Annotated in this window: 12 protein-coding genes and 1 other annotated feature (1 of these 13 running past the window's edge); all 12 genes read right to left on the reverse strand. The window is 48.3% G+C overall.

Annotated elements, in window-relative coordinates; translation table 11 throughout:
- Positions 1–191: a binding site (T-box leader), on the reverse strand; it reaches 89 nt to the left of the window's first position.
- A gap of 158 nt (positions 192–349) precedes the next feature.
- Positions 350–1,822 carry a LysM peptidoglycan-binding domain-containing protein gene (locus ACDJ58_RS23420; RefSeq protein ID WP_413373171.1) on the reverse strand — a complete coding sequence of 491 codons (1,473 nt, stop codon included), beginning with the start codon at positions 1,820–1,822 and terminating at the stop codon, positions 350–352.
- 136 nt (positions 1,823–1,958) lie between these two features.
- Positions 1,959–2,867, reverse strand: a complete 909-nt coding sequence (locus tag ACDJ58_RS23425) for an RluA family pseudouridine synthase (RefSeq protein WP_413373172.1) — start codon at positions 2,865–2,867, stop codon at positions 1,959–1,961.
- Positions 2,864–4,168 (reverse strand): glutamate-1-semialdehyde 2,1-aminomutase, encoded by a 1,305-nt coding sequence (gene hemL, locus ACDJ58_RS23430; RefSeq protein ID WP_413373173.1) that lies wholly within the window; start codon positions 4,166–4,168, stop codon positions 2,864–2,866. Before hemL ends, ACDJ58_RS23425 begins: the two co-directional genes overlap by 4 nt.
- Before the next feature lie 112 nt (positions 4,169–4,280).
- Complete coding sequence (gene hemB, locus ACDJ58_RS23435; RefSeq protein WP_079696601.1) at positions 4,281–5,282, reverse strand: porphobilinogen synthase; 1,002 nt, start codon at positions 5,280–5,282, stop codon at positions 4,281–4,283.
- Between the two features lie 107 nt (positions 5,283–5,389).
- The gene (cobA, locus tag ACDJ58_RS23440; protein ID WP_413373174.1) at positions 5,390–6,952 is read right to left on the reverse strand and encodes a uroporphyrinogen-III C-methyltransferase; all 1,563 of its coding nucleotides are present in this window, start codon (positions 6,950–6,952) and stop codon (positions 5,390–5,392) included.
- A gap of 4 nt (positions 6,953–6,956) precedes the next feature.
- A complete protein-coding gene (gene hemC, locus ACDJ58_RS23445) occupies positions 6,957–7,913 on the reverse strand; it encodes a hydroxymethylbilane synthase (RefSeq protein WP_413373175.1) in 957 nt (318 codons plus the stop codon).
- Between the two features lie 2 nt (positions 7,914–7,915).
- A complete protein-coding gene (locus ACDJ58_RS23450) occupies positions 7,916–8,566 on the reverse strand; it encodes a bifunctional precorrin-2 dehydrogenase/sirohydrochlorin ferrochelatase (protein ID WP_413373176.1) in 651 nt (216 codons plus the stop codon).
- A 5-nt stretch (positions 8,567–8,571) separates the two neighbouring features.
- Positions 8,572–9,399: a cytochrome c biogenesis protein CcsA gene (gene ccsA, locus ACDJ58_RS23455; RefSeq protein ID WP_371121670.1), complete on the reverse strand. Its 828-nt coding sequence runs from the start codon at positions 9,397–9,399 to the stop codon at positions 8,572–8,574.
- A 14-nt stretch (positions 9,400–9,413) separates the two neighbouring features.
- Positions 9,414–10,802, reverse strand: a complete 1,389-nt coding sequence (gene hemA / locus ACDJ58_RS23460; RefSeq protein ID WP_413373177.1) for a glutamyl-tRNA reductase — start codon at positions 10,800–10,802, stop codon at positions 9,414–9,416.
- A 584-nt stretch (positions 10,803–11,386) separates the two neighbouring features.
- Entirely contained in the window at positions 11,387–11,977 is a 591-nt protein-coding gene (locus ACDJ58_RS23465) for a non-ribosomal peptide synthetase module (RefSeq protein ID WP_413373178.1), read from the reverse strand.
- 267 nt (positions 11,978–12,244) lie between these two features.
- The gene (gene yihA / locus ACDJ58_RS23470) at positions 12,245–12,898 is read right to left on the reverse strand and encodes a ribosome biogenesis GTP-binding protein YihA/YsxC (RefSeq protein ID WP_413373179.1); all 654 of its coding nucleotides are present in this window, start codon (positions 12,896–12,898) and stop codon (positions 12,245–12,247) included.
- Between the two features lie 155 nt (positions 12,899–13,053).
- Positions 13,054–15,393, reverse strand: a complete 2,340-nt coding sequence (gene lon, locus ACDJ58_RS23475) for an endopeptidase La (RefSeq protein ID WP_413373181.1) — start codon at positions 15,391–15,393, stop codon at positions 13,054–13,056.
- Positions 15,394–15,419 lie beyond the last annotated feature (26 nt).

A 15,419-nucleotide genomic window follows, 5' to 3' on the forward strand; every position in this document is an offset into this window, starting at 1 on the left:
TCAAGCAGATAACGGCTGCGACCGGCCCATCCTACCTTAGGAATGAATGATACTAAAGTTACTCATCCCTTGTATTCAAACAGGCAACTCCCGGGCGACTTCGATCAGTTGGTTCCTACGGAATTTCCCAGCGCTACAATCCCGCTCTCTGAAAGGTCATACTGTCTACTACTCCCGATCCACGTTGTTCTTCAAAAAACCTAAACACATCATACCCTGCCCGTGCCCGATAGTCAACCTGACAACAGCGGAAAAAGCGCGCTGCAATGCAGGTTGAGGGATGACAAAGCAAAAACCCGCCATCCTCAAGGGATCACGGGTCACAATGGTCATTAAACCTGCCTATAGGTTAAGGGATATATAGAATCTGTCCTTCTTCCACAACCTGTTCAGAAAGACGATTATACAACTGGAGCTCTCGGGTACTTAACTGATATCGGTCTGCAATGGTATCGAGCGTCTCTTCACGCTGTACAATGCATAACTTCACTTTACGGAACGGGGTCTGATCAACAATGGTGCCGAGAAACAGGTTCTTCCACTCTACATCATCAGGCGGGTATGCTTCTTGCTGCTGGACTCCAGCAAGTGCCTCTTGCTCCCGTTCAGCCTCCGCCTCCCGTGTCACCCTGCCAGAGGATAACAAGGAGGAGATGCCTACGCCCTCTTCCTGTTTGGGTGCAGATTCTCTCTTGCTGCCAAAAGCAACCTTAAGCTCCGGCTTGTCTTCCGTCTCAGCCACAGGTTCAGGGATAAAAGATTCTTTTTCAGCGGGCTCATTCGTCTCCACCGCTTCAAGAGGAGGTGTGTTTTCCTCCGAAATTTCCGGTTCAGACGCTGCGAAGACATCCTGCCAGTTCTCTGACTGCGAACCTGCCGGGACATCTGCAACCGCCTGATCCTCCTGCTTTGGTTCAGATCGGGCAGATTCAAAATGCCATACGTCCGGCGCTGCCTGTTCATCCGAAGGCTGCGGATCCAGCTTGGAATCGGCCTGCTCCGAATTCCTTAGGTTCGTATGTAAGGTCTCGACGGAAGGCTCGGACCAGACAGACGACTCTTCAGCCAGAGGAAGCAAAGGCTCAGATTCAGGGTAAGAAGCCAACCTGTCGGCTGTCTCCGCCAAAAAAGACGAAACGGGAGAAGGCGTTTCGGACAACACATCCGCTTGCGCGTCATCCTCCTTGTCCCTCAAGGACGAGGACTCTTCATTTTCAGCTATTTTGCTTTGCTCCGCGTTCCCATCACCTTGCTGCCAGGATTGAAATTGTTCGGAAGCAGCTTGAAATAGATGTTCCTGCTGTAACTCCTCTTCGCTCCGTTGAAGCAGATACTCCTGAGCAAATACATTGGGATAGCTGCCTGTCTGCTCTGTTTCAGCGGAACGGTCGCCCTGCTGAGGGTCGGGCGAATGTACAACGGTAAACTCATCTGCTGACCAGACCTGCGGTTCCTCCACCGGAAAGCCCTCGATACCGCGAAGCGACAATACGCCAGTAATGTTCAGACTTCGGTTGGATAACAAATCGACATCAAAATTTTCAATCTCAATGGAAATATCCTCAAGCGATCTTACCCGGTTCAGGGGTACCGTGATCTCCACCGGAATAAAATGTTTGAGTTCCTCCGAGATCTCGTTCTCTCCCCGATACGCACCTGTCAGCAAAAGATGGCCTCGCAATGTTGCATGATCATCCTGACCTATCACCTGAATGCGGGGATATAACTCAATTTCCTCCAGTTCCTCAATTGCAGGGACTCCCTCTGACAAATGAACGCGCTCATAAATATCGAACCGCAAACCATAAGGTTGATTCAACAAAGGTGGCGTCCTCCTTTCGGCATATGTTCACCATGATCCTTCTCATGGGACTGATCCATGGTCCAAATCCTTCGTTACCCCATCTATATGCCTTGAATGAGATGAGCATGCCACCTTTTGTGCAAACCTTCCCAGTTTATTGGTCCTTGCCTTCCCGTTGTGCCAGTTGTTCGAAATCGGGCGGCCAAGGGTCTGCCACTTCAATTCGTGCCCCTGTCAGCGGATGAGCAAAACTCAGTGTCTCACCATGAAGTGCCTGCCGACCAATAGAATCCCTTCTGCCTCCATATAACTCATCTCCGACGAGAGGATGTCCTGCATAACTTAAATGCACCCGAATCTGATGTGTGCGTCCTGTATCCAGTGTCAGCCGGACGAGGGTAGCCCTATCCCACACCTCCACGATCTCCACATGGGTTACAGCGTCCTGCCCGCCTTCAGAGACACGTCTGCGTTGCTTGTGATGCCTGTCCTTCCCAATCGGAGCATCAATCGTATTTAGCTCCGTGGATATCTGACCGCCTGCAATGGCGACGTAATGACGTCCAATGTCTTTACGCCGCATCGCTTCATCCAGTTTGGCGAGGGCAAAAGCATTTTTGGCGTATAAAACAGGTCCAGTTGTGTCCTCATCCAGACGATGAACATGGCGTACATTCGCCTGAATCCCATTCATTTCGTAATAAGACGCAACCGCATGATCCAGCGTAATCGCTTGATCCGCCCGGCTCCCATCGGGATGAAGCTTCATTCCGGCCGATTTATGCACGACCAGACAGAAGTCATCCTCATACAGAACATCGATATCCGCCCAGCGCGGTTCAACATCGATTGGCTGAGACGCAAAAAGGGCCAGCCGAAGCCGGTCCCCTGCGAGTTGTATGCCTTGGTTCGTCTTTAGCTGACGCAACATTTTCTCTGGTAACTGAAGCTCAGACAAGAGCCATTGCTCTGCAGCCGTTTGCCTGTCTGAACTGCCTGTCACCGCTTTGCCTGGCATCAGCTCAAGCCATTCCCCACGGCGTTTCCAACTTTTAATGGTCATAATGATTGAAGAGCCTTACGGTTCGCCTCAATCGTATCGTCAATATCCTGCTCCGTATGCACGCCAGAGACAAACATACCTTCGTATTGGGAAGGTGCAACACTTACACCCTGATCAATCATGGCCGCAAAGTAACGACGGAATTGATCCAGATTGCTTTCTTTGGCAATATCATAATTCGTAACCGGAACAGCACTGAAAAATGGACATACCATTGAACCAACACGGTTAATCGTTATTGCTACGCCTGTCTCTGCTGCATTCTTTTCAAACCCAGCCTGCAAGCGTGCAGACAGTGTTTCCAGACGATCATAGACCTCCGGTGTCAACAATTTGAGTGTCGTATAACCTGCTGCCATTGCCAGTGGATTACCGCTCAGTGTACCTGCCTGATAGATCGGTCCGGTCGGAGCAATCTGTTCCATCAGATCACGTCTTCCGCCATAAGCGCCCACCGGAAGCCCGCCACCGATTACTTTACCCAAACAAGTCAGGTCAGGTATAACGCCATATCGTCCCTGTGCACAGTTCAACCCTACACGGAAACCGGTCATGACTTCGTCAAAAATGAGCAGACTGCCGTATTGAGATGTCAAATTGCGCAGGCCTTCAAGGAAACCTGAAACCGGTGGTACAACTCCCATATTACCTGCAACAGGTTCCACAATGACGGCTGCCAGTTCTTCACCATAACGTTCAAAAGCAAGCTTCACCGACTCCAGGTCATTGTATGGAACCGTAATCGTATTCATGGCTACACCTTCAGGAACACCAGGGCTGTCAGGCAGACCCAGTGTTGCTACACCAGAACCTGCTTTGATCAGCAAACTGTCGGCATGCCCGTGGTATGATCCTTCAAACTTCAAAATTTTACTGCGTCCGGTTACACCACGTGCCAGCCGAATCGCACTCATGGTTGCTTCCGTACCGGAATTCACCATTCGTACGATATCGATCGAAGGCACACGCTCACAGACGAGTTTTGCCATCTCTGTCTCCAGCAGTGTTGGTGCACCAAAACTTGTTCCTTTAAGGGCTGTCTCACGCAAAGCTTCTACAACGTCAGGATGCGCATGTCCCATAATGAGCGGACCCCAGGATCCCACATAATCAATAAAAACATTGCCATCAATATCATAGATCTTGGAGCCTTCTCCGTGCTCTGCATAGATCGGGGTAAGACCAACCGATTTGAACGCCCGAACGGGGCTGTTCACACCCCCAGGTATGTACTGCTTGGCTTCTTCAAATGCGCTGCGTGAGCGCTCATCATTGCGACGAGTTCCTTGTTGTGCAGTCATGAACATCCTCCTTAGTGATGAGGCCCCTCCAAACCTTTGGAGGAGGCCTTTTATATAATTTTGATAAACCATAATCCGTTTTGTTCATCCTAGCTGTTAAGGAAGCAAGCTATTATTTCTCGGCCAACCAGCGTGAAGCGTCTTTTCCGTAGTAGGTAATAATCATATCTGCACCTGCACGTTTCATACTCAGCAGAATTTCCATGGCTACTTTTTTCTCATCAATCCAGCCTTGAATCGCCGCTGCCTTCACCATGGCATACTCCCCACTTACGTTGTAAGCAACCAGTGGAAGATCAAATTGGTCCTTGATCGTACGCATGACATCCAGATAGGACAGTGAAGGTTTCACCATCAACATGTCCGCTCCCTCCAACACATCGGTTTCGGCTTCACGCAATGCTTCACGAGCGTTGGCTGGGTCCATCTGATACGACTTGCGATCTCCGAATTGTGGCGTGGAATCCGCAGCTTCGCGGAATGGACCATAGAATGCCGAAGCATATTTTACGGAGTAGGACATGATCGGAATGTGACTGAAGCCATTCTCATCCAGTCCGGCACGGATCGCTTGGACAAATCCATCCATCATGTTGGATGGTGCAATGATGTCCGCTCCAGCTTTGGCCTGGGATACCGCTGTTTTCACGAGCAGCTCCAGTGATTCGTCATTTAGAACATCTCCGCAAATGTGACCGTCCACTTCAACGGTATGCACCATGCCACAATGACCGTGATCGGTGAATTCGCACAGACAGGTATCAGCAACAACCAGCAGCTCAGGATACCATGACTTAATCAGCTTCGTTGCTTCCTGTACAATGCCATCTTCTGCGAATCCAGACGAACCGACACTGTCTTTGGTTTCGGGAATACCGAATAAGAGCACAGCCGGAATACCCAGATCGGCAATCTCCTTCACTTCTTCCTGCAGACGATCCAGCGAGAAGCGGAATACGCCCGGCATGGATTTGATCTCGGATTTTACATTTTCACCATAAGTAACATAGATGGGTTGGATAAAGTCATCCACAGTCAAATGGGTCTCTCTTACCATATTGCGAATACCTGTGGATTGACGTAAACGGCGATGCCTTACAATTGGAAAACTCATACGTGTGAAACCTCCCTAAATAGTAATTTGGAGAAAAAAGCGAAGCGCGCCGGTATCGTAACGAATTCAGCACGCTTCATCTATCGATTGCGGTTCAATTTATATATTTAACGGGGAAATACAGCTTCTGTAGCAGGCTTTCGTTTCCACTCAGACAACACAGAAATCAGACTCTCAATGGTTGCTTCTTCAGCCATCATTGTGACCTTCAAGCCTGCTGCTTCTGCCGTCTTCGCTGTAACAGGCCCGATACACGCAACCTCAACATCTTTCAGTAAAGGCAAGGGATCCTGCAATCCCATCCGTTTCAGAATGTTCATGAAATTGGTGACGGTGGATGAACTCGTGAAGGTCATCGCATGAATGCCGCCCTCTTCAAGCAGCTTCAGCAGTTCATCGTCATCCTCGCCAGCCAGAATGGTGTCATAGATAATTGCCTCGGTGACCAGTAGTCCCCGCTCCCTCAACTGTTCAGGCAACCAGGAGCGCGCAAGATCTCCATGCGGTAAGAGAACCCTCTGGCCTTCCTTCAGTTCACTTTCAAAAGCTTCAAGCATACCTTCGGCCTGAAATGGCCCTTGGATGACTTCCGCTGCGATGCCATACTTACGCAAAGCTTCTCCAGTGGAAGGCCCTACCGCCGCAATTCTCGCTTGATGAATGGAGCGAATATCTTTTCCCTGTTGCTCCAAATGACGGAAAAAGAATTCCACCCCGTTTACACTCGTGAAAAATACCCAGTCAAACGTATTTAACGCACCAAAGGCCTGTTTGACACTTTCCTGTGCCGACTCCCCTGATGGCATCACGGTCTCAATTACCGGAAATTCGTAAGGTTCACCGCCAAGTTCCTCGATCCGGTTCACCAAATCACTAGCCTGACTGCGTGCTCGCGTCACCAAAATGCGTTTGCCAAACAGCGGCATTGCTTCCGCCCATTTCAACTGTTCGCGCTGGTTCACCACCTCACCAACAACAATGACAGCGGGTGGTTGAAAGTTCGCAGCGATGACTTTTGCTTCAATATCTTCAAGCGTGCCTGTGATCGTATCCTGCTCTGCTCTTGTTCCCCAGCGAATCAATGCCACCGGTGTTTGCGCCGGGCGTCCGTGACGAATCAACTGTTCGCTGATATATCCAATTTTGGAGACGCCCATCATAAATACCAGTGTGCCTGTTGCATTCGTCACTTTATCCCAATGGATACTGCGATCAAGCTTGTCCGGACTCTCATGCCCCGTAATGATGGAAATAGAGGAAGCATAGTCGCGGTGGGTCACAGGTATTCCAGCGTAAGCAGGTACACTTATTGCTGAGGTTACACCAGGTACGATTTCAAAAGGAACTTCGTTTTTGCGCAGCAGATCAGCCTCTTCACCTACGCGTCCGAATATCGTCGGGTCTCCCCCTTTAAGCCGGACCACAACCTTGCCTTCCAGTGCGAGATCAACCAGCAGCTGGTTGATTTCTTCCTGCTTCATCGTATGTCGATCCGGCCGCTTACCCACATATATCTTAACCGCGCCGGGCTTCATTTGTTTGAGTAATCTCGGGCTAGCCAACCGATCGTAAACGACAGCATCCGCTCGACCGATCGATTCCCAGCCTTTTACCGTAATCAGCTTAGCGTCCCCTGGACCTGCACCAACCAAAAAGACCTTCCCCACCATGTCTTCATCCCCTAACTTCTGCCAGTATCTGCTCTGCTCCCCGTTCAATCAATCTCCAAGCCACTTCTTCTCCAAGACGAACCGGATCTTTGCCCGTCAACGCTTCTTTAAGAATCAGTCCGCCGTCCGGCGTGCCGACCATACCTGTTAATTGTAACGTGTTTTGTCCATTCGGGGAATCTGCATCTTGCTGTGGCACCCATACGGCATGAGCTCCAATTGGAACCTGACAGCCCCCATTTAATACACTAAGGAAGCGACGTTCTGCCAATACAGGAAAGGCGGTTTCCGGATCGTTATACAACTGCAACAGATGGAGCAGTTCCGCATCATCTTCACGGCATTCAATGCCGAGTGCACCCTGACCTACTGCGGGAAGACAAGCTTCCTCTGACAGATATTCCGTAATCCGATCCTGCCAGCCCATTCGATACAGACCAGCGGCAGCCAAAATAATAGCGTCCAAACCTTCTGTCTCCAGCTTGCGCAGACGGGAATCAATATTGCCACGAAGCGATTCAAGTTGCAAATCCGGACGATATGCTTTCAATTGACTGGATCGACGCAGACTGCTCGTCCCCACTCTTGCCCCTTCCGGCAATTGATCCAATGTGAGTCCACCATTTGAAATCAGTGCGTCACGAGGATCTGCACGGCGCGGAACAGCTCCGTTCGTCAACCCTTCAGGCAACTCGGAAGGCATATCCTTCATGCTATGAACAGCCATATCAATCGTGCGATCCATCATCGCCTGTTCAATCTCTTTGACAAACAGTCCTTTGCCTCCGACTTTGGACAGGGTTACGTCGAGAATCAAATCTCCTTTTGTAACAATTTTATGTACTTCAAAATCAAAAGCTAATCCTTCCCGTTCACAAATATCACGTAAATCCTGAATTACATGGCCTGTCTGGGTCAAAGCAAGTGCGCTTTGTCTGCTTCCCACTTTAATTGTCCGCATGTCTACACGTCCTCCTGATTATGGGATATCCAGTCCCCAATTTGTTCTTCGGTCCACCACTCAAACTGACCTGCACGGATATTTTCCAGTACATTCATTTCGGTTAAACGACGGAGTAATTTAGCTCTGACACCTGGAGAAGATACACGTGCCTTTACTTCCATCCTCATCTGATACAAAAATTCAATATATGTCTCGTACTCATCTCCGAATTGCTGCTCCAAGGTGTCACGAATTTCTGCTGCGGCCACAGGTCCTGCTCCAGCTGTCGATATCGCAATGCTCAGTCTTCCACGCCTGACCACACTTGGTGTAATAAAGGTGCTTCGCTCAGAAGATATGGCGTCATTAACCAGTATACCCGCATCTTCAGCTTCTTGGACAACAGCTGTATTCACTTCACTATGGTCCGTTGCTGCATATACGAGAAAGGCCCCCCGCAAATCTCCATTGCGGTAGGACCGGGCCAGCCATTGAATTCGGGAATCATGATGCAATTGTTGTAACGTTGGCGTAACTTCCGGACTAATCACCTTGATTTGCGCTTCCGCATGAAGCAAACCTTTTATTTTACGTTCAGCAACACGTCCGCCTCCAACCACGCAGCAGGATTTCCCTGATATATCCACAAATATTGGCGTGTACCGTTCCATCCCCTTCACTCTCCCGTCCAACGATGAAACGCTGAATACGCATTGGATAAAAAACTGATAATGACAAAGCCGTATCCGATCAGCGTCCATCTCGCCATAATGACTGTGGAAAACTGTTTTCTTCTCTTAAAGACGAAGTATCCCACATAGATCGCTATGGCAAGTCCCGTTGCAATAACCTTGAGATCCAAGAGCAGGCTCCAGCGCGTTTCAGCTACAATGGACAATACCGCGAGCATGATAGAAACACCAAGAAGAGGTGTGCCTATCAGTGTAGCCCCATCCATATATTTGCCGATCACTTCGAGGCTCGGCAGACGACGTACGGTATCATTCCATTTCTTGTTCTTCAGCTTGCGGTGCAAAAACAGATATAACATAGCAAATACAGCACCTACTGTGAGAGCCGCAAAACCTAGATTGGCCAAGGTGATATGCATAATAAGCAATCCATGCACAGTCTGCCAGTTATGCAGAGATATCTCACCTGCGGTAAACCACAATCGGTTCAACACCGTAACGGAGAAACCAACGACGTTCAGCAATAAAATGACAAATTCGGAACGCTGAATCCGAGTCATCACCAGAGACATCAGCACAATACTAAATGAAAAGATAAACAAAAAATCAAACGTGGTGTAGATTGGGAAATGCCCTTCAGTTAACATGCGCAAAATGACATGGAACACCTGAAGCGCCCACACAACAACAAGAAACCCTGTGCCTGTCCGCTTCGCCCCCGCATTGCGTCGAATGCAGTCCGAGAAATAGAACAGTAGGCTCAGGGCATACATATAGATTAAAGCTTCATAGATTTGTTCAGCTAGGGTCAAGCTGCCCACCCGCCTTATACGCCTGCCGGAGCATAAGCCGGCACGGGGTCTTGCCGGGAATCGTTAAGATGAACGGCATCCGGTTTGCGCAGAGCCGTCGCATCACTCTGACTTACTTTCTCAGCGGCCACCTCTACTGCATCCTCCAGAGCAAAGATCTGAGTAAACATGCGCAGCGCTTCATCACCGTGCTTGGTACCAGCCATTTCCTTAATCCGGTTAATCGGATCTGTCGTCATTTGATTCACGATGCTTTTCGTCAGACGGCGGATAACTTTACGCTGATGTTCATCCAGTTCAGGCAATTTATTAAACAGACTATCCATCGTTTCTTCATGAATGGAAGCGCCTTTTTCCTGCAATGCCCGAATGACAGGACGAACGCCCAAGGTTTTAAGCCATTGATAATAATCTTCCATCTCAAGTTCAATCATTTTCTCAATCTTGGCAGCTTCCACCTTACGCATCTCCAGATTGCTCTCCACGATTCCTTCCAAATCATCAATATCATAAAGGAATACATTGGATAACTCGCCGATCGCCGGATCAATATCCCGCGGAACAGCAATATCAATCAGGAACAGTGGACGCGATTGACGACGCTTCATACTATCTCGAACAACAGAGGCATCCAGTACATATCTTTCGGCCCCTGTCGAACTGATGACAATATCAACCTCGTTCAGTCGCTCTAGTGCCTGTTCCATCGTACAAGGGGTCCCGCGGAACTTCGCTGCCAATTCCTCAGCTCGCGCAAGTGTCCGATTCGCCACAATGACTTCGGAGGCTCCATTGGTATACAGATGTTTTACTGTGAGTTCACTCATTTTGCCGGCACCCAGAATCAGCACCTTCTTATCCGTGAACATACCAAAGATACGCTTGCCTAGTTCTACAGCAGCATAACTTACAGATACCGCACTCTCTCCGATCGAAGTCTCCGAATGTGCCCGTTTGCCCAATGTAACAGCCTGTTTGAACAGCATGTTAAACCAGGTCCCAGTAGCTTTCTCTTCCTGTGCTTTGAAAAAAGCCTGTTTCACCTGTCCAAGAATCTGAGTCTCGCCAATAACCATCGAGTCCAGCCCACAAATGACACGGAACAAATGGCGCATGGCTTGATCATCTTCATATATATATAAGTGTTGCGTAAATTCTTCCCGCGGAACATTAAACCATTGTTCCATGAACGTCCGAATAAAATAACCACACATGTGAAGACGGTCTACCACAACATACAACTCGGTACGGTTACATGTGGCTACGATTACACCTTCCAATACACTCTTGGTCAGCTTGAGCTGCTGCAGCGCTTCAGACAAGTCCTTTTCTGCAAATGTGAATCGTTCCCTAACCTCTACAGGCGCCGTGCGATAATTCAAACCAACGACAACGATGTGCATTGCAAGTTCACCTGCCTAATAAATTTCCAATCAAAGTGTTTTCTACATATGTTCATCCATTTATGATTGACATGGTTAATTATATCACACATCCATACTATGACTGGGCCATTTTTATGAAATGTTTATGAAATCCCCATGTAAATCATCTTATGCATTGTCATTTATTGTAGTGTCTCACCAATCTTCACCGTTATGCGTTAAATACTTGTTTTAATGATAAAGATTCATGAAAATCCCATATAAAACAAATAGCCATGGAAGGCTCCATGACTATTCAGGTTTGGGATGATCTTCGTTCCATCCCGATATGTGAACATTATTCATGCTGTCGTTATTCAATCACGTTTCTTTGCGTACTTGGTTCCTATATTCTTTTCATTTCAACGAGATTAAAAATAACATCTATCCAAAGGGAATGCAAAAGGGAATGCAACCCCTTTTAGGAAGATCAAAAAATAAAAGATTCGTATCCAACAAGCTCCCAAAATCAAAAAAATCCCCTTTCGCAGCTGCCTGGAATGTGCCAGATCAGAGCATTAGGGGATGGTTAGTTAGGTACTTGTATAACTCACACTTTTAGGTCAATAGGCTTCAAGCTGAAACAGTCGTTTCTGGTGGCGAGCAAGCTTTTCATCAATTTGCTGGAGCTGTTCAGAAGAAGAAGCATCCATTCTTGTATCGAGTAACGAATCAATCTCGGCGTATACCCGAATAATCTCGCGTTCAACATCTCGTGCCTGGAACACACGCTGCAATTCAAGCAACGTATTTTTGTATTCATAGATGACACGGATATTCTCACCGGTCTGCTCCACAATTTTACGGACAACGCCTTGAGTATAAACATACGTCATGGTGAACTCTTCATAAATTCGATGAACAACGCCGTCACCCTTAAAGGTCATAAAGAGCTTCCGGACTACGTTCGTCAGATAATGGTTTACCACGCGGCAAGATAACTCACAGATGTAAAACCCTTCCCTACGATCAAACGGGAAATGAACTTCTTCTCCACTCACATCTCCTAGCACAATTTCCTGGCAACCATTCTCCATCACCTTCACACGTTGATGAATCCGGCCGTCTTGTGTCATGCGCAAAAACTGATGCATCTGAGGTTCTGACAATTTCAAAGTGGCTTTAACATACTCTGTGGCTAATCGCTGAGCCATAAAAATCTCCTCAATTCTTTCCCGATTGTTTTGTCTTCCTGCACATGTGGCAGTGATCTCAAAATTCTTCAGGCCGGCAAGGCCGGTACTTTGGTACTGTTGGCACAAATGCACCTAAGCTCATTATACACTAATGTATAGCTATTTCGCCCCAAAATAAAACAATGAATTTTCACGGAAACCCATAAAATATGGATTAATCTTTGATCTCATCAAAGATACACCCAAGTTGCTCGCTTTCCTGCATCAAAATGGCGCAATCCCCGGTTATCCGTTAATTTCGTGGTCTTCGTGATTCTCTTCAGCCTGTGGCTCTTCTTCCACTGTGGCTTGACCGATTCCGGCAAAGCGGGTGATGATCTCCCATAATTCTTCTTTCCCTAAACCTTCTTCCGATGAAAACGGTACAAACAGATCACCAGGACGAAGATCCAAAGCTTCTTTGATGACTTTAATATGTTTGGCTCTACGCGTTTTTGGAATCTTGTCCATCTTCGTCGCAACCACGACCAGAGGCAAGCCATGATGGCGAAGCCATTCATTCATCATCATGTCATCCTTGGACGGTTCATGTCTCATGTCCACCATTTGCATGACAAGCTTCAATTCCTCGCGTCCCAACAAGTACTTCTCCATCATTTTGCCCCAGGCAAAGCGTTGCTCTTTGGAAACTTTAGCGTAGCCATATCCCGGGAAATCGACGAAGTAGAGATCCTGATTGATCTTATAATAGTTCAGTTGCTGTGTCTTACCAGGGGTAGAACTCGTCCGTGCCAAGTTTTTGCGATTAATCAAGCGGTTGATCAAAGATGATTTCCCTACATTGGACCGCCCCGCTAAGGCAATCTCGGGCAGGCCGTCCTCGGGGTATTGTTCAGGCCGAACGGCACTGATAATAAATTCGGATTGATTTACTTTCATAATGTATCTGTCCTCTCTTGAATCCTGTGCTCTTAATTAGAGCTGCTGTTGGTATTATGCCATGGATTGTTCTATCATACCAAAAAAACCGTTCCAGCGGACGCCAAAGCTTCCGCAGAACGGTTTACTCTTCATACGATCCCTCGTTTAACGGGCTACAGGTGTATTCCTGCCTGTTCCACAAGCGCATGTTGCAGCACCTGATCCATATGGGCTACGGGAACAAATTCCACATCTTCCTTGATGCTGTCCGGAATATCCCGCAGGTCCCGCTCGTTATCCTTGGGCAATAATATTTTTTTGTAACCAGCGCGGTGGGCAGCCAGTGATTTTTCCTTAAGTCCGCCGATCGGCAACACACGGCCACGCAGCGTTATTTCGCCAGTCATGGCAACGTCCTTGGAGACATGTTTGTTCGTCAGAGCAGAGATCAACGCAGTCGCCATCGTAATCCCGGCAGATGGTCCATCCTTCGGAATGGCTCCTTCAGGAACGTGAATATGGATATCGTTCTTCTCGTGGAAGTCAGACGGAATGCCGAGCTGGGAAGCTTTGGATCGGGTGTAACTGAATGCCGCCTGAGCCGATTCCTTCATGACATCGCCCAATTTACCTGTCAGCGTCAGCTTGCCTGTTCCAGGTACAACGGTAACCTCTATCACGAGGGTATCTCCACCCACTTCAGTCCACGCCAGTCCCGTCACAGTACCAATCTGATCTTCGAGTTCGGCCATACCGTAGCGGAATTTACCCGGACCAAGGTAATCCTTCACTTCATCCGGTGTAATGTTAATCTGGCCTTCCACACCAGACACGATGTTTTTGGCCGCTTTCCGGCACAACGAAGCCATCTGCTGTTCTAGATTCCGCACGCCGGACTCTCGTGTATATTCACGAATGACACGCAACAAGCTGTCATCCCCGATATTCAGCTGATCTTCTTCCAGGCCATGGTCCTGTTTCTGTTTCGGCAGCAAATAGTTTTTGGCAATTTGCTGCTTCTCCAGCTCAGTATACCCCGGGATATTGAGCATCTCCATCCGGTCCAGAAGCGGACGTGGAATGTTATGCACTGTGTTGGCGGTTGTAATAAACATAACGTTAGATAAGTCAAACGGCAACTCTACAAAGTGGTCACTGAACGTGTTGTTCTGTTCGGGATCAAGTACTTCAAGCAACGCTGCGGAAGGATCTCCGCGGAAGTCCGAAGCCATTTTATCGATCTCGTCCAGCAGGAAAACAGGATTGAGTGACCCCGCCGTCTTCATGCCCTGAATGATACGGCCTGGCATTGCACCCACATAGGTGCGACGATGACCGCGAATTTCTGCTTCATCTCGCACACCACCCAGCGATATTCTGACGAATTCGCGTCCAAGTGATCTGGCGATGGAGCGGGCAAGCGACGTTTTCCCAACCCCTGGAGGTCCAACAAGACAGAGGATCGGTCCTTTAAGCTTTTTCACCAGCTTCTGAACAGCCAGATATTCAAGCACACGTTCTTTCGGTTTTTCCAAACCGTAATGATCTGCATTTAACACATCTTCAGCCTTTTGAATATCCAGATCGTCAGCTGTCAGCTGCGTCCAAGGCAGTCCCAGCAGCCAATCCACATAGTTACGGATAACGCCGCCTTCGGCAGAACTTGATGGCATTTTCTCCAGTCGATCAATTTCTTTCTCAACCTTTTCCTTCACCTTGTCCGGCAAGCCAAGAGCCTCCATCTGATTTCGGAGTTCCTCAACCTCGCCGGCACGGCCCTCTTTCTCACCCAGCTCTTTCTGAATCGCCTTCATCTGCTCACGCAGGTAGTATTCTTTCTGGGTTTTCTCCATCTGTTTCTTCACGCGCTGGCTGATTTTGCGTTCAAGCTCCAGTACTTCCCGCTCATTGTTGAGGATGTCTAGCAACTTCTCCAGCCGTTCACGAACGTCAATGGTCTCCAAAATCTCCTGTTTGTCCTTGATCTTCAGAGACAGGTGACTGGTGATGACATCGGCCAAGCGACCCGGTTCTTCAATATCGGACACAGCCGCAAGTGTCTCAGGTGTAACCTTTTTGGACAGATTAATATAATTTTCGAACTGGTTCAGAACTGTACGCATCAGCGCATCTGTTTCCGGATGACTGTTCTCCTCTTCAGGAAGCTCTTGTGCCAGAACCTCATAGTATTCCTCGTTGTCCGTATATTCAATGATTTCAGCCCGTTCCAAGCCTTCCACAAGTACACGAATCGTCCCGTTTGGAAGCTTCAGCATCTGTCTGACCTTGGCAACCGTTCCGATTCTGAAAATATCCTCTTGTGTTGGTTCTTCAATATTTACCTCGGCTTGGGAACATAGGAGAATCAAATGTTCTTCTACCATCGCTTTTTCTAAAGCCTTGACCGATTTCTCCCGGCCCACATCGAGATGCAGTACCATACTCGGGTAGACGAGAAGTCCTCTTAAAGGCAGTAAAGGAAAACGACGACCTTTCGCTTTGCTCGGTCCCATCGCTTTCGCACCTCCAATGGCTCTCA

It is taken from the genome of Paenibacillus taichungensis, assembly GCF_047302525.1.
GTDB lineage: Bacteria > Bacillota > Bacilli > Paenibacillales > Paenibacillaceae > Paenibacillus > Paenibacillus taichungensis_B.